Origin of the sequence: Pandoraea sp. NPDC090278 (assembly GCF_044772185.1) — a bacterium.
Classification (GTDB): domain Bacteria; phylum Pseudomonadota; class Gammaproteobacteria; order Burkholderiales; family Burkholderiaceae; genus Pandoraea.
This window is the reverse complement of sequence record NZ_JBIVYJ010000003.1, coordinates 369995-390976: the sequence shown is the minus strand read 5'-3', so window position 1 is coordinate 390976 and position 20982 is coordinate 369995. Positions and strand designations below refer to the sequence as shown.

Here is a 20982-nt window from a genome sequence, read left to right as displayed (position 1 = left end):
CCCCTTTTTCATTTCAGCGACAGGTCACACGTCAACCATTCACCGACACATCCGACGGCGTATCGACTGGCGCGCGATGCACCACACGCGTCGGCGGGAAATGGATGGCGAACGTACTGCCGCGCCCTTCCTCGCTCGTCACGCGCAGATCGGCCTGATGGCGTGTGAGCACGTGCTTGACGATGGCCAGCCCGAGACCGGTGCCGCCGGTATCGCGCGAACGGCTGCGGTCGATACGATAGAAACGCTCGGTCAGACGCGGAATGTGCTCGGCCGGAATGCCCAGCCCGGAGTCGATCACCGTGAAGCGAGCGCCGCCGTCGTCCGTCGCCCCCCATTCGATGCGGATCTTGCCGCCCTGCGGCGTATATCGCACAGCATTGCTCACGAGGTTACTGAACGCGCTGTGCAACTCGCCTTCCGCACCGCGCAGATCGAGGCCTTCGGCCCCCGTCACTTCGATCACGTGCTGACCTTGCGACAGTCCTTCGGCGTCGCCACGCAGCGACCGCATCTGCATGCCCATGTCGATGCGGTCGTCCGACGGCGGCTTGCCGCTGCCTTCGAGCTTCGCCAGCGTGAGCAGATCGTTCACGATGTTCTGCATGCGACCGGCCTGCTGACGCATGATTTCCACGTACCGCTGGATCTCGTCCGGGGACAGCGGCAGTTCGCCCACCGTCTCGAGAAAGCCGGAGAGCACCGTGAGCGGCGTCTTCAGTTCGTGTGAGACGTTGGCCACGAAGTCGCGGCGCATCGCGTCGGTACGCTCAAGGTCGGTGACGTCGAGCGAGATGATCAGCTTGCGGTTGTCGCCGTACGGAAACACCTGCATCGAGAGCACGTTGCTGCGCTTCTCGCCCATGTGATGCATGAGCAGCGCTTCGTCGTAGCGTTCGGACGACAGGTAATGCACAAAGGCCGGGGTGCGCAGGAGATGGGTGATCTGTTGACGCAGATCGCGCTTGGCGTCGATGCCGAAGTGCATCTCGGCAATCGCATTGCACCACTCGATCTGATTGTGCTCGTCGAGCATGATCACGCCGTTGGGCGATGCCTGGATCGCCTGAATGAAGCGTGCGTGCTGTTGTTCCACCTGCTTGACCTGGTTATGCCAGCGCTTGGCCAGCTTGTGCAGCCGGTAATAGATTTCGCCCCACAACCCGAGAGCGCTCGGCACTTCCCCGTAGACCGGGGCATCGAGCAGACGCCAGAGGCGCTGGGCGTGATAGACGTTGAAGAAGAGCTGAATCACCAGCAGGGCGATTGCGGTGACGTAGCCCGCGCTTGCGCCAAAGAGCCAGCCGACGGCCACCGAAATGGCCGCTTGCAGGATCAGGAACGCCAGCGCACGGGCCCAGATGATATTCATAGACGATGCACAGGAATTTTGCCGCCCTCACCCTGAGGAGTGGCATGGGCACGGCAGCTTTCGACAAGGTCGACCGGGAGGCCCGGTCCACCCATCGCGTCAGACCGACTTCGTAAGTCGGTAGCCGCTGCCGCGTACGGTCTCGATCATAGCATCGTGGCCGGCCGGCTTGAGTGCAGCGCGAAGGCGCTTGATATGCACGTCCACCGTACGTTCTTCGACGAACACGTGATCGCCCCACACCTGGTCGAGCAACTGCGAGCGGCTGTGCACGCGCTCCGGATGCGTCATGAAGAAGTGCAGCAGACGGAATTCCGTCGGGCCGAGGTCCAGCTTGATGTCGCCGCTCGACTGGTGGCTCGTCACGCGATGCGTGGCCGGGTCCAGCTTCAGGCCGTTCACGCTCACCACGTCTTCGGTCAGCTGCGGCGCACGGCGACGCAGCACCGCCTTGATACGGGCCATCAGTTCCTTCGGCGAGAACGGCTTGGTGACGTAGTCGTCCGCACCGATCTCAAGCCCCATCACCTTGTCCTGCTCTTCGCTGCGCGCGGTGAGCATGATGATCGGCACGTGCTTGGTGCGCTCGTTCGCACGCAGCTCACGCGCGAACGTCACGCCCGACTTGCCAGGCAGCATCCAGTCGAGCAGAACGAGATCCGGCAGGACGTCACTGATCAACGTGAGCGCCTGCTCAGCGTTGTACGCCCGAATCGGATAGTGACCCGCGTGTTGCAAGTTAACGGAGATCAGCTCGGAAATTGCCGGCTCGTCTTCCACGATCAGAATGCTGCTAGGCATCGGTTCCTCTCAAACCTTCAGTAATGTCGGGCGGTCTTATTCGCCTCAATCGCCTTATTCGCCTTGCACTTTGCGCTGCAAATCTTCGCGCGAAATGTGGCGGACGTCGGTGCCCTTGACAATGTAAATGATGAATTCGGCGATATTCTTCGCGTGATCGCCGATACGCTCGATTGCCTTGGCGATGAACAGGAAGTCCAGACCGGCGGAGATGGTCCGCGGATCTTCCATCATGTACGTCACCAATTTTCGCACGAAGCCACGGAATTCATTGTCGATGGCTTTGTCGTCGCGCACGATCTCGGCGGCCGCCACGATGTCCAGACGAGCGAACGCGTCCAGCGTGCGACGCAGCAGTTGCGCGGCCATCTCGCCCGAGAGCTTGATTTCGGCGAAATTCACGCTTTGCGCCGCGCCGTCTTCCAGGAGATGACGGGTGCGCTTGGCGATCTTCTCGGCCTCGTCGCCTGCGCGCTCGAGGTTGGTGATCGTCTTCGAAATCGACAGCAGCAGACGCAGGTCACGCGCGGTCGGCTGACGACGGGCGATGATCTTGCTGCACTCTTCGTCGATCTCGACTTCCAGAGTGTTCAGACGATGCTCGTTCGAGATCACTTCGTCGACCAGCGTGCGGTCGAACGTGTTCAGGCCCTGCATCGCCGTGACGATCTGGGATTCGACCAGGCCGCCCATTTCGAGGACGCGCGAGCAAACCTGATTCAGGTCGGTATCGAACTGGCTGGAAAGGTGTTTATCGTTCATGTCGCGGGTTTCCTCGTGGCATCAACCGAAACGGCCGGTGATGTAGTCTTCGGTCTCTTTGCGGTCCGGCTTGATGAAGATCTTCTCGGTCTCGCCGAATTCGATCAGCTCGCCCAGGTACATATACGCCGTGAAGTCCGAGCAACGTGCAGCCTGCTGCATGTTGTGGGTCACGATCACGACCGTGTAGTCGTCCTTGAGCTCAGCGATCAGTTCTTCGATGCGGCCCGTGGAAATCGGGTCGAGTGCCGAGCACGGTTCGTCGAGCAGCAGCACTTCCGGACGAATCGCGATACCGCGTGCGATACACAGACGCTGTTGCTGACCACCCGACAGGCCGTAGCCCGACTGCTGCAGCTTGTCCTTCACTTCGCTCCACAGCGCGGCCTTCGTCAGCGCCCACTCCACGCGGTCGTCCATTTCCGAGCGCGAGAGCTTTTCGAACAGACGCACACCGAACGCGATGTTGTCGTAGATCGACATCGGGAACGGCGTCGGCTTCTGGAACACCATGCCGACCTTGGCGCGCAGCAGCGCGATGTCTTGCTTGGCGGTCAGCAGGTTCTCGCCGTCCATGTTGATTTCGCCCTCGGCGCGTTGCTCCGGGTACAGGGCGTACATCTTGTTGAACGTGCGCAGCAGCGTCGACTTGCCGCAACCCGACGGGCCGATGAAGGCCGTCACCTTACGGTCGGGAATGCGCAGGTTGATGTTCTTGAGCGCGTGGTACTTGTCGTAGAAGAAGTTCAGGTTCTTGACTTCGATCTTCGAGGGCAGCTTGATTTCTTGGGTCGGGTTCGTCATGGTCTGTCTCAACCGTCAGGTATGCGTTGGTCGTCGCGTTATGGTCGCGTGATGTCGTTCGAAGTTGCCGATTACTTCTTGGCGAACAACGTACGCGCCAGAATGTTCAGGAACAGCACCCCAAGGGTGATGATGAATACGCCCGCCCAGGCAAGCGATTGCCACTCGGCAAACGGGCTCATGGCAAATTTGAAGATGGTGACCGGCAGGTTCGCCATCGGCTGGTTCAGGTTCAGCGACCAGAACTGGTTCGACAGGGCCGTGAACAGCAGCGGTGCCGTCTCGCCAGCGATACGCGCCACGGCCAGTAACACGCCCGTCACGATACCGGCGATGGACGCCTTCAGCGTGATCTTCACGATGATTCGCCACTTCGGCGTGCCCAGTGCGAAGGCCGCTTCACGCAGGTTGTTCGGCACCAGCTTGAGCATGTTCTCCGTGGTACGGATCACGATCGGAATCTGCAACAGCGCGAGCGAGATGATGCCTGCCCAGGCCGAGAAGTGGCCCATCTGCGCGACCACCAGTGCGTAGACGAACAGACCGATCACGATCGACGGGGCCGACAGCAGAATGTCGTTGATGAAGCGCGTGATGCTCGCGAGCCACGACTTCTGACCGTACTCCGCCAGATACACACCGGCGAGAATGCCCAGCGGCGTGCCGACCAGCGTTGCAACCCCGACCATCACCAGACTACCGGCGATGGCGTTGGCGAGACCGCCACCGGCCGTGTTCGGCGGGGGCGTCATTTCGGTGAACAACGACAGCGACAGGCCGCCGATGCCGAGCGAGAGCGTGGTGTAGAGGATCCACAGCAGCCAGATCAGACCGAAGGCCATGGCCGCGAGCGACATGGCGATCGCGAACATGTTCTTGCGGCGGCGATAGGCTTGCAGACGCACGCGGGTAAAGGCGTCGGTGGGCTTCACGGCTGGCGTTTCCAATTCGAGCGCTTGTTGGGTCATCATTATTTACCTTCGCCTTTCTCGAGGCGCAGCAGCATCAGCTTGGACAGCGCCAGCACCACAAAGGTGATGAAGAACAGGATCAGACCGAGTTCCATCAGCGCGGACGTGTGCAGGCCCGGGCCAGCTTCGGCGAACTCGTTGGCGAGCGCCGAAGTAATACTGTTACCCGGCGAGAACAGCGAAATGTTGTCGAGCAGGTTCGTGTTACCGATCACGAACGTGACCGCCATCGTCTCGCCGAGCGCGCGGCCGAGACCCAGCATCACGCCACCGATCACACCCGTCTTCGTGAAGGGCAGCACGACGCGCCACATCACTTCCCAGGTCGTGCAACCGATACCGTAAGCCGATTCCTTGAGCAGCACGGGCGTGACTTCGAACACGTCGCGCATGACCGAGGCGATGTACGGAATGATCATGATCGCGAGAATCACGCCGGCGGGCAGAATACCGATACCGAGCGGCGGGCCCTGGAACAGTGCGCCGATGATCGGCACACCGCCGAGCAGCGCGCCCAGCGGCTTCTGGAAGTACTGGCTGAAGATCGGGGCGAAGACCAGCAGGCCCCACATCCCGTAGACGATACTCGGGATCGCAGCCAGCAGCTCGATGGCGGTGCCCAGCGGGCGACGCAGCCACACGGGCGAGAGTTCAGTCAAAAACAGGGCAATGCCGAAGCTGACCGGCACCGCAATAATCAGGGCGATGACCGACGTGATGATCGTGCCGTAGATGGGCACGAGCGCGCCGAATTGTTCTGCGGGAGGATCCCATTCCTTCGTCCACAGAAAGGCGAAGCCAAATTTCTCGATCGACGGCAGTGCGCTGACGATCAGCGACACGATGATGCCACCGAGCAGGAGCAGCGTAATGAGGGCGGCGGCGCGGGTGAGCAGCGCGAAGAGAAAGTCGCCCAGGGAAGACGGAGCGCGCTGCGCGCCCGATGATGCGAGGGGGCTGGTGGCTTCTGCCATGATGTCGTCTCAGCGTGAGCGCGCCGCCAGCCGTTGCCAGATATCGATTCGGGCTTCGGAACAGGCGGCGCGGATATTGCCGGTTTCGAGGTGCCGGGCAACGCTACAGTGCATCGCCCGGTGCCTCATGCAAAGCGTTTTAGACGCCAGCCTTGGAGGCCGACTCGGCAACCTTCGCCTTCCAGCCAGCACGGATTTGCTTCAGGACGTCTTCCGGCAGCGAGATGTAGTCGAGTTCCTGAGCCGTCTGGGCGCCGTTCTTGAATGCCCAGTCGAAGAACTTCAGCACGTCGGCGCTTTGCACTTCCTTGCCAGCGTCAGCCTTCTGGTGAACCAGCACGAACGTAGCAGCCACGATCGGCCACGAATCCGCACCCTTTTCGTTCGTCAGGATCTGGTAGAACGTCTTCGACCATTCGGCCTTGCCAGCGGCAGCGGCGAACGTCTTGGCGGTCGGCTCGACCGTCTTGCCGTCGGCGTTCGTCAGCGCCGTGTACGTCAGCTTGTTCTGCTTGGCGTAGGCCGATTCCACGTAGCCGATAGCGCCCGGCAGACGTTGCACGAAGGCAGCGACGCCGTCGTTACCCTTGCCGCCCGTACCCGTCGGCCAGTTGACCGTGGTGCCTTCGCCGACCTTGCTCTTCCACTCGGCGTTGACCTTCGACAGGTAGTTCGTGAACACGAAGCTGGTGCCCGAACCGTCGGCGCGGCGAACCACGGCGATGTCGGTATCCGGCAGCTTGGCCTTCGGGTTCAGCTTGGCGATGGCCGGATCGTTCCACTTCTTGATCTTGCCCAGGTAGATGTCGCCCAGCACTTCGCCCGACAGGACGAGTTCGCCCGGCTTCACGCCCGGAACGTTGATCACCGGCACGATGCCGCCGACAACCGTCGGGAACTGGAACAGGCCTTGCTTGGCGAGATCTTCATCGGACAGCGGGGCGTCCGAACCGGCGAAATCGACGGTCTTGGCCTGGATCTGCTTGATGCCGCCCGACGAACCGATGCCCTGGTAGTTGACCTTGTTCTGGGTCGACTTCTGATAGGCGTCAGCCCACTTGGTGTAGATCGGTGCGGCAAACGTGCTGCCTGCGCCCGTAATCTCGCCCGCAATCGCGCCTGCGGCGAACAGAACGCCAGCGAGGCCGGCAATCGCAGTCTTCATCAGCTTCATGGATCTCTCCGAGTTGGTGTGGTACAGCGTGTGGATGGCTCGAAGAATAGATTCCGAATGTGACAGTAATGTGTCATTTTCGAAAGCTCACAATACCAATGTCACGGAGTCGCCTCGGAACCGTCATATTGCATGCGGATTCCGGCGTTCGTGACATTTTTACGAAGATCGTGGATTGGCGCGGGTTTCGGAGGATTCCCAATGAAAATCAAGGGATCGGCATCCCTCATTTTCAGCCTGTGTCAGCACCGTGACAGTGACGGATCAGTGTCGGAAATGGTCTGACGAATCTCAGGCAGTTGTCACAAATGTGAACGTCAACCGCTCAGATTGCCATGATGGGAAGGGGCTGCGGAGGGAGTCTGGGGGAGGTGCGCAGTACGTTCACGCGGGGGGACTTCGGAAGGTTGGCGACGCCGCAGGGGGCGTCGCCTGAGGGCAATTACGGCACTTAAATCAATTACGCGGCCGCTTTGACCACGTTCGCCAGTTGCTGAGCGAAGCCGGACGCCTGCGACTCGTCGCGTGCTTCGACCATCACCCGCAGCACCGGTTCGGTACCCGAGGCGCGGATAAGCACACGCCCCGCATCGCCCAGCGTTGCCTCGATGGCCTCACGCTCGGCGGTTAGACGGGCATCGGCCTGCCAGTCGTAACCGGCCGACGTACGCACGTTGATCATGTGCTGCGGGAATAGACGCACGCCTTCGAGCAACTTGGCCAGCGGCTTGTTGTCCGCGCGGCGAATCGCAGCGAGCACCTGAAGCGCCGAGACGATGCCGTCGCCCGTGGTGTGCTTATCCAGACACAGAATGTGTCCCGAGCCCTCTGCGCCGATCTGCCAGCCGTGCTTGTACAACTGCTCCAGCACGTAGCGGTCACCCACCTTCGCGCGCACGAACGGCACACCCAGCCCCTTGAGCGCCACTTCGACCGCCATATTGGTCATGAGCGTGCCGACCGCACCGGCGACGCCGCCGTTCTCCAGCCGGTCCTTGACGAGCAGATACAGCAGTTCGTCGCCGTTGAAAAGACGCCCTGCACTGTCGACGATCTGAAGACGGTCCGCGTCACCGTCGAGCGCCACACCAAGATCGGCGTGATTGGCCCGCACGGCGCGCATGAGCGCATCCGGCGCGGTCGCACCGCAGTCTTCGTTGATGTTGAAGCCGTTCGGCTGATTGCCGATGGCAATGACCTCCGCGCCCAGTTCGTGGAACACGTGCGGGGCGATGTGATACGCCGCGCCATTGGCGCAGTCGACCACGATCTTCATGCCACGCAGGTCGAAGTCGTTCGGGAACGTGCTCTTGCAGAACTCGATGTAGCGGCCTGCAGCGTCATCCAGACGGCGCGCCTTGCCGAGCTGTTCGGAGCGCACGCAGGTCATCGGATTATCGAGTTCGGCTTCGATGGACAGTTCGGTCTGATCCGGCAGCTTGTTGCCGTCTGCGGAGAAGAACTTGATGCCGTTGTCGTGATACGGATTGTGCGACGCGCTGATCACCACGCCCGCGGCCAGACGCAGCGCGCGCGTGAGATAAGCGACGGCAGGCGTGGGCATCGGCCCGGCCAGCATGGTGTCGACGCCTGCAGCGGCAAAACCGGCTTCAAGCGCCGCTTCGAGCATGTAACCCGAGACACGCGTGTCCTTGCCGATCAATACCGTGGGGCGGCCTGTGGACTGATTTCCGGCGAGCACGCGTCCGGCGGCATAGCCCAGGCGCAGCACGAACTCCGGCGTAATCGGGCTCTCACCTACCGTGCCGCGAATCCCATCGGTCCCAAAATAGCGTCGTTTCATCGTTGCATCGTTCCCAGTTGACGCGTCGCGCCGGTTGACTGTTCCGGCGTGCGCGTCATTCGTTATTTGTAGCGGCCTTTTTGCTGCTTATACGGTTTGCAGACTTACTCGGCGTCGCGTACGGCCTGCCAGACCTTGAGGGCATCGACCGTCTCGGCGACGTCGTGCACGCGCACGATCGCTGCCCCCCGCTGCGCCGCGCAGATCGCCGCCGCAACGCTCGCTATGCGGCGTTCCTGCGGTGTCTGACGTCCCGTGATTTCACCCAGCATCCGCTTGCGCGACATCCCGACGAGCAAGGGCAAACCGTCGCGCGACAGTACGCGCAAGTGTTTGAGCAAGGCGAGATTATGGGCGAGATTCTTGCCAAAACCGAATCCCGGATCCAGATACAGACGCGTCGGCGCAACACCGGCCGCGAGCATCGCATCGACACGCCCGTCCAGGAAGGCCGCAACCTCGGTCACCACGTCCGTATAGATCGGGGCGTCCTGCATGGTCTTCGGGTCGTGCAGCATGTGCATGATGCACAGGGCGGCGTCGCTGTCGCGCACGGCCTCGACCGCGCCCGGCTGCTGGAAACCCCAGATATCGTTGATCATGTCCGCCCCGGCAGCCAGGACCGCGCGCATCACGCCGGGCTTGTAGGTGTCGATGGACAGCGGCACACCACAGTCGCGCAACGCTTCGACGATCGGCACCACGCGCTCAAGCTCTGCGTCTTCCGGCAACGCTTCTGCGCCCGGACGGGTGGATTCGCCACCGATATCGATAATGTCGACGCCGTCGGCAATCAGTTGCTCAGCGTGGCGCAGTGCGGCGTCGCGCGCCACGAACTTGCCCCCATCGGAGAACGAGTCGGGCGTGACGTTCAGGATGCCCATGACGTGAACGCGGCGCGCGTCGAGCCGGAAGCGCGGCCCCAACGCCAGCGTGTCGGGCTTGACGGGCGCGTCGGACGCGCTCGCCGGAAGGACGATGTCGTCGGTGACGCCTTGGGTCTCAGGAGCGCCCGTGTGCGCTGCCTGCGCGGACGAAGAAAGGGATTGCGACTGCTCGGTGGACATTCGGAAGCTCGTAGCTCAATAAAACCCATATCGCGGCCCGTACTACTGAGGTGCGGGTCGGGCCGAAGCGCCCGGTGTACCGGACGCTCCTTATGGCCGTAATGTTACCGGATTCAACTGTCACATCGACGACGGAAACACTCGGTAACAACGAAATCCATCTTCGTGAAAATCTTGAGAAATGCCGCCCGAGACGTTGCTCGTCGCCCAACGCCTGCGGTTTTCGCGCCACAAATGCAAAAAGGCCGGCGAAGTGCCGGCCTTTCTGGGAGACAGTCTTTCGACTGTCGGGGCGTCCGTCAGACGGTCGCCGGGGTGTTGCTAGGCTTGAGCGGCGGGTTGCCACCCGAAGCACCGCCGTTCGACTGACCACCCTTCGGCGGACGCGGCGGACGGTCTTCCATGATGTCGCCGATCTGCTCGCCGTCGATCGTTTCCCATTCCATCAGGGCTTCGGTCATCGCTTCGACCTTCGAGCGGTTGTCTTCCAGCAGCTTCTTCGCCAGCGCGTATTGCTCGTCCAGAATGCGGCGAACTTCCGTGTCGACCTTCTGTTGCGTCGCTTCGGACACCGACTTGGCGGACATCCGGCCGAACATCGAATCCTGTTCGGTATCGACATAGACCATCGGGCCCAGGGCGTCCGACATACCGTAGCGGGTCACCATGTCACGCGCCAGCTTGGTCGCACGCTCGAAGTCGTTCGAAGCGCCCGTCGACATCTTGTTGATGAACACTTCTTCCGCTGCACGGCCACCAAACAGAATGGCGATCTGCGTCAGCATCGTGTCGCGGTACTCCGAATACTTGTCGTGCTCCGGCAACTGCATCGTCAGGCCCAGCGCCCAGCCACGCGGAATGATCGTGACCTTGTGCACCGGATCGGCGCCCGGCAGCAGCATGGCGACCACAGCGTGACCCGACTCATGGTAAGCCGTGGCACGGCGCTCTTCGTCGCGCATCACAGCCGACTTGCGCTCCGGACCCATGAAGATCTTGTCCTTCGCGTCTTCGAAGTCCAGCATCTCGACGATGCGCTTGTTACGGCGCGCGGCGAACAGTGCGGCTTCGTTCACGAGGTTGGCCAGATCGGCACCCGACATACCCGGCGTACCGCGGGCGATCACCGATGCGTCGACGTCGTTCGCGATCGGCACCTTGCGCAGGTGCACCTTCAGGATCTGCTCGCGGCCGCGGATATCCGGCAGACCGACGTAGACCTGACGGTCGAAACGGCCTGGACGCAGCAGCGCCTTGTCCAGCACGTCCGAACGGTTCGTCGCAGCGATCACGATCACGCCCGAATTCGCTTCGAAGCCGTCCATCTCGACCAGCATCTGGTTCAGCGTCTGTTCGCGTTCGTCGTTACCGCCGCCCATACCGGCGCCACGATGGCGACCGACCGCGTCGATTTCGTCGATGAACACGATACAGGGCGATTGCTTCTTCGCGTTTTCGAACATGTCACGGACACGGGCAGCGCCCACGCCGACAAACATTTCCACGAAGTCCGAGCCCGAGATGCTGAAGAACGGCACCTTGGCTTCGCCAGCGATAGCACGAGCCAACAGCGTCTTACCGGTTCCCGGCGGGCCGACCAGCAGCACACCGCGCGGAATACGGCCGCCTAGTTTCTGGAACTTTTGGGGATCTTTCAGGAAGTCGACCAGTTCGCCGACTTCGTACTTGGCTTCGTCGCAGCCTGCGACGTCGGCAAAGGTGACCGGATTGGCATTCTCGTCGATGAGGCGCGCGCGGGATTTGCCGAAGGAGAAGGCACCGCCCTTACCCCCGCCCTGCATCTGTCGCATCATGTAGAACCAGAAGCCGATGATCAGCAAGGTCGGTCCGAGGTAGTACAGCGCGGACATGAGCACGTTCGGTTCGTCGTCGGCCTTACCCGAGACCTGAACGCCGTACTTCATGAGATCGCCGACCATCCAGATGTCGCCGGGCGACACGATGGTGTACTTCTGGCCGTCGCTAGGCGTGACCTGAAGGCTGCGCCCCTGCACCACCACGTTCTTGATCTTGCCATTCTTGGCATCGTCCATGAACTGGGAGTACGTCACGCCCTCCTGGACGTGCGGCTTGTCGAACTGTTTAAAAACAGTAAACAAGACCAGCGCGATGACTAACCACACCGCCGCTTTGGAAAACATATTATTGTTCAAAGCGTTGCTCCTTCATGAAATCGCTTCGCGCCAGGAATTCATTCTAATCCACTCGCAGGCGCACCGCTATAGTGATTCTCTACCGCCACCATAGCGCCAGTGCGCTGTTTTGACGGGCATCAAGCCGGATTTTTCAAACCCCGACCCAGAATGAACGTTTCGGAAGATTTGTCTCGCGACGCCTTTGGCTTGCGCGGCGCCACGGTTTTGAACTGGTGTTTGAATTTTTCGACAATCTGGCTATAGCCGCTGCCGTGAAAACATTTGACCAGTAACGCCCCTTCCGGTTTCAGGTGTCGCTGTGCAAAATCCAGCGCCAGATCGCACAAATGCTCGATCCGCGCTGCATCGGCCGACGCCACACCGGACAAGTTGGGGGCCATATCGGAAACTACAAGGTCGACTTTGCGTCCGGCGACGATTTCTTCGAGCTGCGCCAGCACGCTGTCCTCGCGGAAGTCGCCCTGCAGGAAGTGGACGTCGGCGATCGGGTCCATCGGCAGGATGTCGAGCGCAATGATCGTCCCGTCGATGCCGCCTTCGACGCGCTTGCCGCCCGCCAGCTTGTTACGGGCGTACTGACTCCAGCTGCCCGGCGTCGAGCCGAGGTCGACGATGACCTGGCCCGGCTTGATCAGCCGGTCCTGCTCGTCGATTTCCTTGAGTTTGTAGGCGGCACGGGCACGGTAACCCTCGCGCTGCGCCATTTTGACGTAGGGATCGTTGATGTGATCGTGCAACCACGCGTGGTTGAAACGGTTTTTTGCCATATTTCTTCAAAAACACTGCGAATTTGCAGGATAATACGCCCTTGCGCGCCCAAAATCTTTTAGCCCGCCGGCAGCCTTCATCGGCCGCTAACGGTGTTCAGGCCACGATTTGCGGGCGCATCCTAACTCGTTGTCTCGTCTGTCTTCAGTCTTTTATGCCCGCTTTGACCCTCACCCCGGCGCAACGCGCCGACATGCGCTCTGCCGCTCACGCGCTGAATCCCGTCGTTCTGATCGGCGCCGATGGCTTGACGCCTGCGGTGCTCAAGGAAATCGACGGCGCACTGAAAGCCCACGAACTGATCAAGGTGCGTGTGTTCGGTGACGAACGCGACACGCGCGTGGCCATTTACGAATCCATCTGCGACCAGTTGGGCGCAGCGCCGGTGCAACACATCGGCAAGCTGCTCGTTCTGTATCGCCCGACGCCGGACGAAACGGCCATGCCCATGCCGACTCGCGGCAAGTCCGGCGGCACCGGTACCACGGTCAAGGGTCGCGCACCGCGCACCGTGACCGTCGTCAAGTCCAGCACCAACGCGGGTCGTCGCCCGACCGTCAAGAAAGTGACGGTTGCAGGTAACGAACGCATGACTGCCGGTGGTATCGTCAAGCGCGCCAAGAAGCGCCAGACTAGCGTCAAGCGCCAGCGCAACGACTAAGTCCCCGACGGCGGCGGACGCTGCAACCTGCAACTTCCGCCAGCCCTCAAAAGAACGCGCCCTGACATTGTCGGGCGCGTTTTTTATGCGTGACACCATTGGACGGGACTGAAGACGATTTCCGTCTCACCCGGCCCTGCGGCAATTAGCCGCGCACCGGCTGACGCCAGATCAGCGCAATTGCCAGCAAGCTTTGCAGCAGATAAAGGCCGCTCGAAATTCCGTGAAGCATGCCAAAGCGCGAGGCAAAGGCCGATTGGCCAATGTCGACGCCCGACGCTTCTGCCTGTGCGCGCAAATCGGCCATCAACGGTTGCAGGCCGAACGAGCTGATCAGCACACATACCATCATCGCCACCGCGAGCCAGCGAAGGCCACGATAGCTGCGCGCTGCCTGTGCATCGGCCGTACGCGCAATCAGCGCGGTGGCCAGCCAGACCAGCAACACGCCGCACACCAGACTGAGCCAGGCTTGCGTGTGAAACAGTCGACCGGCAACCGTTCCGGCCACCATGCGCGACTCCAGCACAGCGAACAGCGTGGGGGCGACGATATAGCCGATCGCCCACTGGCTGCCGCACCAGACGGTGGCGATCAGGCAGAACAGTCGTTCCAGCCGTGGCGCACCGTTGGCAAATGTCACATCAGACGTAGCGGACATCGATGATCTCGTACTCGCGCACGCCGCTCGGGGCCTGCACTTCGGCCACATCGCCTGCGTACTTACCGATCAATGCACGGGCAATCGGCGAGCTCACCGAAATCTTGCCGTGCTCCAAGTCAGCTTCGTCGTCGCCGACGATCTGATACAGCACCGTGCCGCCGCTCTCGAGGTCTTCGAGTTCGACGGTGGCGGCGAAGACCACACGACCTTCGGCATCCAGCACCGACGGGTCGATGATCTGCGCAGCCGAAAGCTTCGATTCGAGATCGGCAATGCGACCTTCGATGAAGCCCTGCTTTTCTTTAGCAGCGTCGTATTCCGCGTTTTCCGACAGATCGCCCTGCGCACGGGCTTCAGCAATCGCGGTGATCACTTGCGGACGTTCGACGGTCTTCAGGCGGTGCAGCTCGTCCTTGAGCAGTTCAGCGCCCCGCTTGGTCAGAGGAATGGTACTCATGCGCGTTGTTCCGAAAGACAAAAAAATTGCCGCAGCGAAGCCGCATTCGCACTTTTTGCGAACGCCGCTCGACCGCGGCTGTGACACCTATGTTGCATTAGTGTAGCAGAGTTGCCGACGCTGCCAACCGGAGGACCGGTCGCGCAGCACGTCGCCACACTGCAAGCACATCTAAAGCATTTGGCGCGTCCGGCGGAGATCAGTTCCCCAACGAACGCGCCATTGTTTTGCGACTTTGCCCGACGCGGTCGACTCACCCTACCAAGCCGACCACCCCGGACGTACCCGCGTCACCTGCCAGACACTCAGGCCGGCAGTTGCGCGTGCAAGCCCTGGAGATCATAGACCTCAAGGTTTTGCAGATACTTCAGGCCTTCCACCGCAGCACGGGCACCCGAGATCGTCGTGTAATACGTGACCTTGTGTGCCTGCGCCGACATACGGATCGAGCGCGAATCGGCAATCGCCGTGCGGGTTTCGTCCACCGTGGTGAACACCAGTGCGATCTCGCCGTTCTTGATCATGTCGACAATGTGCGGACGGCCGTCCTTCACCTTGTTGACCACGCGCACCGGAATCCCGGCGGCTTCGATGGCCGCCGCCGTGCCACGCGTGGCGACGATCGGGTAGCCCAGCGAGTGCAGCATGCGCGCCACTTCGACCGCGCGCGGCTTGTCGGCGTCCTTCACCGTCAGCAGCACCGTGCCCGAAGCAGGCAGACGCGAACCGGCCGCCAGTTGCGACTTGAAGAGTGCTTCACCGAACGTGCGACCCACACCCATCACTTCACCCGTCGAGCGCATTTCCGGTCCGAGCACCGGGTCGACGCCCGGGAACTTCACAAACGGGAACACGGCTTCCTTGACGCTGTAATACGGCGGCACGACTTCGCTCGTGATGCCTTGCGACGTGAGCGACTGACCGGCCATCGCACGGGCGGCGATCTTGGCCAGTTGGCGGCCCGTGGCCTTCGAGACGTACGGCACCGTACGCGACGCACGCGGGTTCACTTCCAGCACGTAGATCGTATCGACGCCGTTGCCCTGCTGAATCGCGAACTGCACGTTCATCAGGCCGATCACGTTCAGCGCCTTGGCCATTTCAGCCGTCTGACGCTTGAGTTCGGCAATCGTTTCGGCCGACAGCGAGTACGGCGGCAGCGAGCAAGCCGAGTCGCCCGAGTGGACGCCTGCCTGTTCGATGTGTTCCATCACGCCGCCGATGTAGACGTCCTTACCGTCCGAGATGCAATCGACGTCGCACTCGATGGCGTCGTCGAGGAAGCGGTCGAGCAGCACCGGGCTGTCGTGGCTCACCTTGACGGCTTCGCGCATGTAGCGTTCGAGGTCACGCGGCTCGTGGACGATTTCCATCGCACGACCACCCAGCACGTACGACGGACGCACCACCAGCGGGTAGCCGATTTCGGCAGCCAGCTTGAGCGCTTCGTCTTCTGCGCGAGCCGTACGGTTCGGCGGCTGACGCAGGCCGAGCTTATGCAGCAGCTTCTGGAAACGCTCGCGGTCTTCGGCGGCATCGATCATGTCCGGACTCGTGCCGATGATGGGCACGCCGTTCGCTTCGAGATCCAGTGCGAGCTTGAGCGGGGTTTGACCGCCATACTGCACGATCACGCCGACCGGCTTTTCGAGGTCGACGATTTCCAGCACGTCTTCCAGCGTCACCGGCTCGAAGTACAGACGATCCGACGTGTCATAGTCCGTCGACACCGTTTCCGGGTTGCAGTTGACCATGATGGTCTCGTAGCCGTCTTCGCGCATGGCGAGCGCGGCGTGCACGCAGCAGTAGTCGAACTCGATACCCTGACCGATACGGTTCGGGCCGCCGCCGAGCACCATGATCTTCTTCTTGTCGGTCGGCTGGGCTTCGCACTCTTCCTCGTACGTCGAGTACATATAAGCCGTGTTGGTCGAGAATTCGGCAGCGCAGGTGTCCACGCGCTTGTAGACCGGGCGCACCTTCTGCGCGATACGGGCTTTACGCACAGCGGTCTGATCGGTGCCGAGCAGCTTGGCCAGACGGCGATCCGAGAAGCCGCTTTGCTTCAGGAAGCGCAGTTCTTCGGTCGTGAGGCTTGCCAGCGTGCGGCCCGAAAGCGCCTTTTCCTTCTTGACGATGGCTTCGAGCTGGGCGAGGAACCACGGGTCGATCGCGGTCTCGGCGTACACCTCTTCGAGGCTCATGCCCAGACGGAACGCGTCGCCCACATACCAGATACGGTCCGGGCCCGGCTCGCCGATCTCGGCCACGATCTCGTCGCGGTCGGTCGACTTTTCGTCCAGACCGTCCACACCGACTTCCAGACCGCGCATGGCCTTCTGGAACGATTCCTGGAACGTGCGGCCCATGGCCATCACTTCACCGACCGACTTCATCTGCGTGGTCAGGCGGGCGTCGGCTTCGCGGAACTTCTCGAAGGCGAAACGCGGCACCTTGGTGACGACGTAGTCGATGGTCGGCTCGAACGAAGCCGGCGTTGCGCCGCCGGTGATTTCGTTGCGCAGCTCGTCGAGCGTGTAACCGACGGCCAGCTTCGCGGCGACCTTGGCGATCGGGAAGCCGGTGGCCTTCGAGGCCAGCGCCGACGAGCGCGACACGCGCGGGTTCATTTCGATGACGACCATGCGGCCGTCCTTCGGGTTGATCGAGAACTGGACGTTCGAGCCGCCCGTCTCCACACCGATCTCGCGCAGCACGGCGAGCGATGCGTTACGCAGCAGTTGGTATTCCTTGTCGGTCAGCGTCTGTGCGGGTGCCACCGTGATCGAGTCGCCGGTGTGCACGCCCATCGGGTCGAGGTTTTCGATCGAGCAGACGATGATGCAGTTATCGGCGCGGTCGCGCACGACTTCCATCTCGAATTCCTTCCAGCCGAGCAGCGACTCTTCGATGAGCAGTTCGCGCGTGGGCGAGAGGTCGAGACCGCGCTTGCAGATCTCTTCGAACTCTTCGCGGTTGTAGGCGATACCACCGCCCGATCCGCCGAGCGTGAACGACGGGCGGATCACCATCGGGTAACCGCTGCCGCCGATCTCGGCCATGATCTGCGCCTGCACGACGAGGGCTTCTTCCATCGAGTGGGCGATGCCCGACTTGGCCGAACCGAGACCGATCTTGGTCATCGCGTCCTTGAACTTCTGACGGTCTTCGGCCTTATCGATGGCTTCCGGCGATGCGCCGATCAGCTCTACCTTGTACTTGTCGAGCACGCCGTGACGATGCAGGTCGAGCGCGCAGTTCAGCGCGGTCTGGCCGCCCATCGTCGGGAGAATCGCATCCGGGCGTTCCTTGGCGATGATGCGCTCGACGACTTCCCAGGTGATCGGTTCGATGTAGGTGACATCGGCCGTGTCCGGGTCGGTCATGATCGTGGCAGGGTTGCTGTTGATCAGGATGACCTTATAGCCTTCCTCGCGCAGTGCCTTGCAGGCCTGTGCGCCGGAATAATCGAACTCGCATGCCTGACCGATGATGATCGGGCCGGCGCCGATGATGAGGATGCTCTTGATGTCTGTGCGCTTTGGCATAACGTTCTCAACAAAAATTTAACTCAGCGTCGCGGTCGCGAGCTTCACACCGAAGCCGACGAACAACGCGCCCACGCCGCCGGTTGCCCCGGCGCTCAACCGGCGACGTTGCCGGAAGTGCTCGGCCAGGCGGTAACCGGCCAGGATCAGCGTGCTCAGATACAGGAAACTGCAGGTCTGTACGATGACGCCCAGCACCGCAAACGACACGGCCGGGTAGGCGTAGCCCGGATCGACGAACTGGATGAAAAACGACACGCAGAACAGGATCGCTTTCGGATTCAGCAGGCTGATGAACAGCGCACGCTTGAACGGGTGATCGGCGTCGACCTGTTTCGGTGCGACGACCGTCGTGTCCGCCGCCGTTGCCGATTTCTGACGTGCCGCCCGCGCATTGGCGATGGCCCCGCGCAGCATGTTCAGGCCCATCCAGCAGAGATACGCCGCGCCGAGGTACTTCACCACGAAGAACAGTGCCGGTTGCGTGTGCAGCAGCGACGCTACACCGGCGGCTGCCAGCGTCATGAGTACCGTGTCGCCCAGAAACACGCCGCAAGCGGCTGCATACCCCTGGCGAACCCCACGCTGTGCGGCCACGGCCAGCACGTAGAGCGAGTTCGGCCCCGGCAGCAGAATGACGACCACGACCCCGGCGAGATACGTCCAGAGGTTGAGGATGCCGATCGAGTTTCCGAGCATGGTGCGTGTTTCCCTATCTTGCTTATTTCGCTTACGCGGGCTGCTTGGCGTCGGCCATCGACTGCACGAAGCGGTCGAACAGGTAGCCGATGTCATGCGGGCCGGGCGACGCTTCCGGGTGGCCCTGGAAGCAGAATGCCGGGCGGTCCGTCAGCTCGAAGCCTTGCAGCGTGCCGTCGAACAGCGACACGTGCGTGACACGTGCATTGTCCGGGAGGCTGTTCGCGTCCACGGCGAAACCGTGGTTTTGCGACGTGATGACGACGCGGCCCGTATCCAGATCCTTCACCGGGTGGTTGGCACCGTGGTGACCGGTCTTCATCTTGAGCGTCTTCGCACCGACGGCCAGCCCCATGATCTGGTGGCCGAGGCAGATGCCGAAGGTCGGGAAGCGGCGTTCCAGGAACGTCTTCGTCGCAGCGATAGCGTAGTCGCACGGTTCCGGGTCGCCGGGGCCGTTCGAGAGGAACACGCCGTCCGGGTTCAAAGCGAACACGTCGTCGGCCGAGCTTTGGGCGGGCAGCACCGTGACCTTGCAGCCGCGCTGGGCGAGCATGCGCAGGATGTTGCGCTTCACGCCGTAGTCGAGGGCGACCACGTGGAACTTCGGATCCTTCTGCTCGCCGTAGCCTTCCTCCAGCGTCCATTCCGTTTCCGTCCACGAATACTGCTCGGTGGTGGAGACGACCTTGGCGAGGTCCATACCGGCGAGACCGGGGAACGATTGTGCGAGGGCGATGGCCTTGGCTTCGTCGGCTTCTTCACCGGCGAGGATGCAGCCGTTCTGAGCGCCCTTGTCGCGCAGGATACGGGTCAGACGTCGCGTGTCGATACCGGCGATGGCGACCACACCTTCGTCCTTCAGGTACTGCGACAGCGTCTTGTTGGCGCGGAAATTCGAGTCGAGGATCGGCAGATCCTTGATGATCAGGCCGGCGGCATGGACTTTCGTGGCTTCTACGTCTTCACCGTTGACGCCCGTGTTGCCGATGTGCGGATACGTCAGCGTGACGATCTGGCGCGCATAGCTGGGGTCGGTGAGGATTTCCTGATAGCCGGTAATGGCCGTATTGAAGACCACTTCACCGATGGTGTGACCGGCAGCGCCGATGGCGTACCCACGAAAGACCGTGCCGTCAGCGAGCGCGAGGATGGCGGGTGAGAATGACGGCAGCACGGGAAACTCCTGGAGGGTTCACCCCTGCTGCCAGCCTCACCGTCCGCTAGCGATGACATCAGCGCGGGCACCGGAATTGCGCGGAATATGCGCACAGCGGATGCTCGGGCGGCGGACGAGATGTCGGGCGGGTAGGCGCTAGGGTGAGGGTTAAATGACTAAAACCTTCAAAGTATAGCGCAAATCCGGATCTTCTCAAAGCTGAACGTGTGATGCACCAGTACGCTCTGCGGACTCCCGGGAGGCAACCCCTTCGGGTGACGGATACGCAGAGGGGATAGGGAAGTGAATCCCGGCCCGCTGGGCCGCCAGCACGATATGGCGCTCCATCGAAGCGCCTGCGGCGGCGCCGTCACGGCGGCGCAGTGCGTCGAGGATCTCCAGATGTTCATGATAGGTGGAGAGCACCAGTTCTCGCTGATAAAACGGCAGACGCTGGCTTTCCATGACGATTTCCGTGCTGCCGCGCAGGATATCGGCGATGGCCGCGTTCCCTGCGAGGCCGACGATACGCAGATGGAAAGCGAAGTCCAGTTGCGCGGCGGTGTCGACGTCGCCCTCGATCAGCGCGCCCTTCATCGACTCGACGTTATCGGTGAGCCAATCGATCTCGGTCGCGCTCGCTGCGAGCGCGGCGAGCCGGGCGGAGAAGCCTTCCAGTGCGTAGCGCAGTTGATAAGTGTCGGCGAGTGAAATCTGGTCGGCGAAGCGCCACGCGACACCGAGACGGGCGGAGGCGTCGTTAACATAGACGCCCTTGCCCGGGCGGATAGCGACCATACCGAGCGCTTCGAGCGTGGAGAGGGCTTCGCGCAGCGAGGCGCGGCTGATGGCCAGTTCCTCGGCGAGTTGACGTTGCGAGGGCAGCATCGCACCGGCGGGATAGACCTGACGTTCGATGCGCTCGCGGATCGTGGCGACGGCGGCGTCGGTTACGGCATGCGCCGAATGCTTCATGGGTCCTCACAAGGCGTGTGGGTAAGCGTATGGCGCATTGTACGACGCCAAATTTCTCCTCACGCGAACCTCCCCCCACCGGCCGGGAAACCCCGACCACAGGGGCTTCCGGTTTGCGCCATCCCTGCCCTGCCCGCTGCCCCAC

Annotated in this window: 18 protein-coding genes; 1 reads left to right on the top strand and 17 read right to left on the bottom strand. The window is 61.9% G+C overall.

Features of this window, described 5'->3' with window-relative positions; all coding sequences use genetic code 11:
* Nucleotides 1-31: 31 nt before the first annotated feature.
* From phoR to ACIQWO_RS13995, 11 genes are all read right to left on the bottom strand, one after another.
* Nucleotides 32-1372 (bottom strand): phosphate regulon sensor histidine kinase PhoR, encoded by a 1341-nt coding sequence (gene phoR, locus ACIQWO_RS14045; RefSeq protein ID WP_402824761.1) that lies wholly within the window; start codon nucleotides 1370-1372, stop codon nucleotides 32-34.
* A gap of 99 nt (nucleotides 1373-1471) precedes the next feature.
* Entirely contained in the window at nucleotides 1472-2173 is a 702-nt protein-coding gene (gene phoB / locus ACIQWO_RS14040; RefSeq protein ID WP_010805263.1) for a phosphate regulon transcriptional regulator PhoB, read from the bottom strand.
* Nucleotides 2174-2227: 54 nt separating this feature from the next.
* A complete protein-coding gene (gene phoU / locus ACIQWO_RS14035; RefSeq protein WP_039397160.1) occupies nucleotides 2228-2935 on the bottom strand; it encodes a phosphate signaling complex protein PhoU in 708 nt (235 codons plus the stop codon).
* A gap of 21 nt (nucleotides 2936-2956) precedes the next feature.
* Entirely contained in the window at nucleotides 2957-3739 is a 783-nt protein-coding gene (gene pstB, locus ACIQWO_RS14030; protein ID WP_039397158.1) for a phosphate ABC transporter ATP-binding protein PstB, read from the bottom strand.
* Between the two features lie 71 nt (nucleotides 3740-3810).
* A complete protein-coding gene (gene pstA / locus ACIQWO_RS14025) occupies nucleotides 3811-4707 on the bottom strand; it encodes a phosphate ABC transporter permease PstA (protein ID WP_039402682.1) in 897 nt (298 codons plus the stop codon).
* 2 nt (nucleotides 4708-4709) lie between these two features.
* A complete protein-coding gene (gene pstC, locus ACIQWO_RS14020) occupies nucleotides 4710-5684 on the bottom strand; it encodes a phosphate ABC transporter permease PstC (RefSeq protein WP_150578125.1) in 975 nt (324 codons plus the stop codon).
* A 139-nt stretch (nucleotides 5685-5823) separates the two neighbouring features.
* Nucleotides 5824-6858, bottom strand: coding sequence for a phosphate ABC transporter substrate-binding protein PstS (gene pstS / locus ACIQWO_RS14015; protein ID WP_402824754.1), 1035 nt, complete (start codon nucleotides 6856-6858; stop codon nucleotides 5824-5826).
* Between the two features lie 460 nt (nucleotides 6859-7318).
* Nucleotides 7319-8662 carry a phosphoglucosamine mutase gene (glmM, locus tag ACIQWO_RS14010; RefSeq protein ID WP_402824751.1) on the bottom strand — a complete coding sequence of 448 codons (1344 nt, stop codon included), beginning with the start codon at nucleotides 8660-8662 and terminating at the stop codon, nucleotides 7319-7321.
* A gap of 104 nt (nucleotides 8663-8766) precedes the next feature.
* Nucleotides 8767-9546, bottom strand: a complete 780-nt coding sequence (folP, locus tag ACIQWO_RS14005; protein WP_402825380.1) for a dihydropteroate synthase — start codon at nucleotides 9544-9546, stop codon at nucleotides 8767-8769.
* A 482-nt stretch (nucleotides 9547-10028) separates the two neighbouring features.
* Nucleotides 10029-11903 (bottom strand): ATP-dependent zinc metalloprotease FtsH, encoded by a 1875-nt coding sequence (gene ftsH, locus ACIQWO_RS14000; RefSeq protein ID WP_039397150.1) that lies wholly within the window; start codon nucleotides 11901-11903, stop codon nucleotides 10029-10031.
* Nucleotides 11904-12022: 119 nt separating this feature from the next.
* Nucleotides 12023-12673, bottom strand: a complete 651-nt coding sequence (locus ACIQWO_RS13995; protein WP_402824747.1) for an RlmE family RNA methyltransferase — start codon at nucleotides 12671-12673, stop codon at nucleotides 12023-12025.
* Nucleotides 12674-12828: 155 nt separating this feature from the next.
* Between ACIQWO_RS13995 and yhbY the strand changes: the two genes are divergently transcribed.
* Nucleotides 12829-13335 (top strand): ribosome assembly RNA-binding protein YhbY, encoded by a 507-nt coding sequence (gene yhbY / locus ACIQWO_RS13990; RefSeq protein ID WP_402824744.1) that lies wholly within the window; start codon nucleotides 12829-12831, stop codon nucleotides 13333-13335.
* A 145-nt stretch (nucleotides 13336-13480) separates the two neighbouring features.
* Here yhbY and ACIQWO_RS13985 read toward each other — a convergent pair whose 3' ends face one another.
* The 6 genes from ACIQWO_RS13985 to ACIQWO_RS13960 form a co-directional block, all read right to left on the bottom strand.
* Nucleotides 13481-13996, bottom strand: a complete 516-nt coding sequence (locus ACIQWO_RS13985) for a DUF4149 domain-containing protein (protein ID WP_402824741.1) — start codon at nucleotides 13994-13996, stop codon at nucleotides 13481-13483.
* Nucleotides 13980-14456: a transcription elongation factor GreA gene (gene greA, locus ACIQWO_RS13980; protein ID WP_402824738.1), complete on the bottom strand. Its 477-nt coding sequence runs from the start codon at nucleotides 14454-14456 to the stop codon at nucleotides 13980-13982. Before greA ends, ACIQWO_RS13985 begins: the two co-directional genes overlap by 17 nt.
* Before the next feature lie 305 nt (nucleotides 14457-14761).
* Nucleotides 14762-18004, bottom strand: coding sequence for a carbamoyl-phosphate synthase large subunit (gene carB / locus ACIQWO_RS13975; RefSeq protein WP_402824735.1), 3243 nt, complete (start codon nucleotides 18002-18004; stop codon nucleotides 14762-14764).
* Nucleotides 18005-18022: 18 nt separating this feature from the next.
* The gene (leuE, locus tag ACIQWO_RS13970; RefSeq protein ID WP_402824732.1) at nucleotides 18023-18703 is read right to left on the bottom strand and encodes a leucine efflux protein LeuE; all 681 of its coding nucleotides are present in this window, start codon (nucleotides 18701-18703) and stop codon (nucleotides 18023-18025) included.
* Between the two features lie 31 nt (nucleotides 18704-18734).
* Nucleotides 18735-19880 carry a glutamine-hydrolyzing carbamoyl-phosphate synthase small subunit gene (gene carA, locus ACIQWO_RS13965; RefSeq protein WP_402824729.1) on the bottom strand — a complete coding sequence of 382 codons (1146 nt, stop codon included), beginning with the start codon at nucleotides 19878-19880 and terminating at the stop codon, nucleotides 18735-18737.
* A 195-nt stretch (nucleotides 19881-20075) separates the two neighbouring features.
* Nucleotides 20076-20837, bottom strand: a complete 762-nt coding sequence (locus tag ACIQWO_RS13960) for a FadR/GntR family transcriptional regulator (RefSeq protein ID WP_402824726.1) — start codon at nucleotides 20835-20837, stop codon at nucleotides 20076-20078.
* Between the last annotated feature and the right edge of the window lie 145 nt (nucleotides 20838-20982).

Excerpts from the sequence above, each read along its gene's own strand:
- pstC (WP_150578125.1), bottom strand. The coding sequence starts at position 5,684 with ATGGCAGAAGCCACCAGCCCCCTCGCATCATCGGGCGCGCAGCGCGCT.
- phoU (WP_039397160.1), bottom strand. The coding sequence starts at position 2,935 with ATGAACGATAAACACCTTTCCAGCCAGTTCGATACCGACCTGAATCAG.
- carB (WP_402824735.1), bottom strand. The coding sequence starts at position 18,004 with ATGCCAAAGCGCACAGACATCAAGAGCATCCTCATCATCGGCGCCGGC.
- glmM (WP_402824751.1), bottom strand. The coding sequence starts at position 8,662 with ATGAAACGACGCTATTTTGGGACCGATGGGATTCGCGGCACGGTAGGT.
- ACIQWO_RS13995 (WP_402824747.1), bottom strand. The coding sequence starts at position 12,673 with ATGGCAAAAAACCGTTTCAACCACGCGTGGTTGCACGATCACATCAAC.
- greA (WP_402824738.1), bottom strand. The coding sequence starts at position 14,456 with ATGAGTACCATTCCTCTGACCAAGCGGGGCGCTGAACTGCTCAAGGAC.
- ACIQWO_RS13960 (WP_402824726.1), bottom strand. The coding sequence starts at position 20,837 with ATGAAGCATTCGGCGCATGCCGTAACCGACGCCGCCGTCGCCACGATC.
- folP (WP_402825380.1), bottom strand. The coding sequence starts at position 9,546 with ATGGGCATCCTGAACGTCACGCCCGACTCGTTCTCCGATGGGGGCAAG.
- pstB (WP_039397158.1), bottom strand. The coding sequence starts at position 3,739 with ATGACGAACCCGACCCAAGAAATCAAGCTGCCCTCGAAGATCGAAGTC.
- phoB (WP_010805263.1), bottom strand. The coding sequence starts at position 2,173 with ATGCCTAGCAGCATTCTGATCGTGGAAGACGAGCCGGCAATTTCCGAG.
- ACIQWO_RS13985 (WP_402824741.1), bottom strand. The coding sequence starts at position 13,996 with ATGTCCGCTACGTCTGATGTGACATTTGCCAACGGTGCGCCACGGCTG.
- pstA (WP_039402682.1), bottom strand. The coding sequence starts at position 4,707 with ATGACCCAACAAGCGCTCGAATTGGAAACGCCAGCCGTGAAGCCCACC.
- leuE (WP_402824732.1), bottom strand. The coding sequence starts at position 18,703 with ATGCTCGGAAACTCGATCGGCATCCTCAACCTCTGGACGTATCTCGCC.
- pstS (WP_402824754.1), bottom strand. The coding sequence starts at position 6,858 with ATGAAGCTGATGAAGACTGCGATTGCCGGCCTCGCTGGCGTTCTGTTC.
- yhbY (WP_402824744.1), top strand. The coding sequence starts at position 12,829 with ATGCCCGCTTTGACCCTCACCCCGGCGCAACGCGCCGACATGCGCTCT.
- phoR (WP_402824761.1), bottom strand. The coding sequence starts at position 1,372 with ATGAATATCATCTGGGCCCGTGCGCTGGCGTTCCTGATCCTGCAAGCG.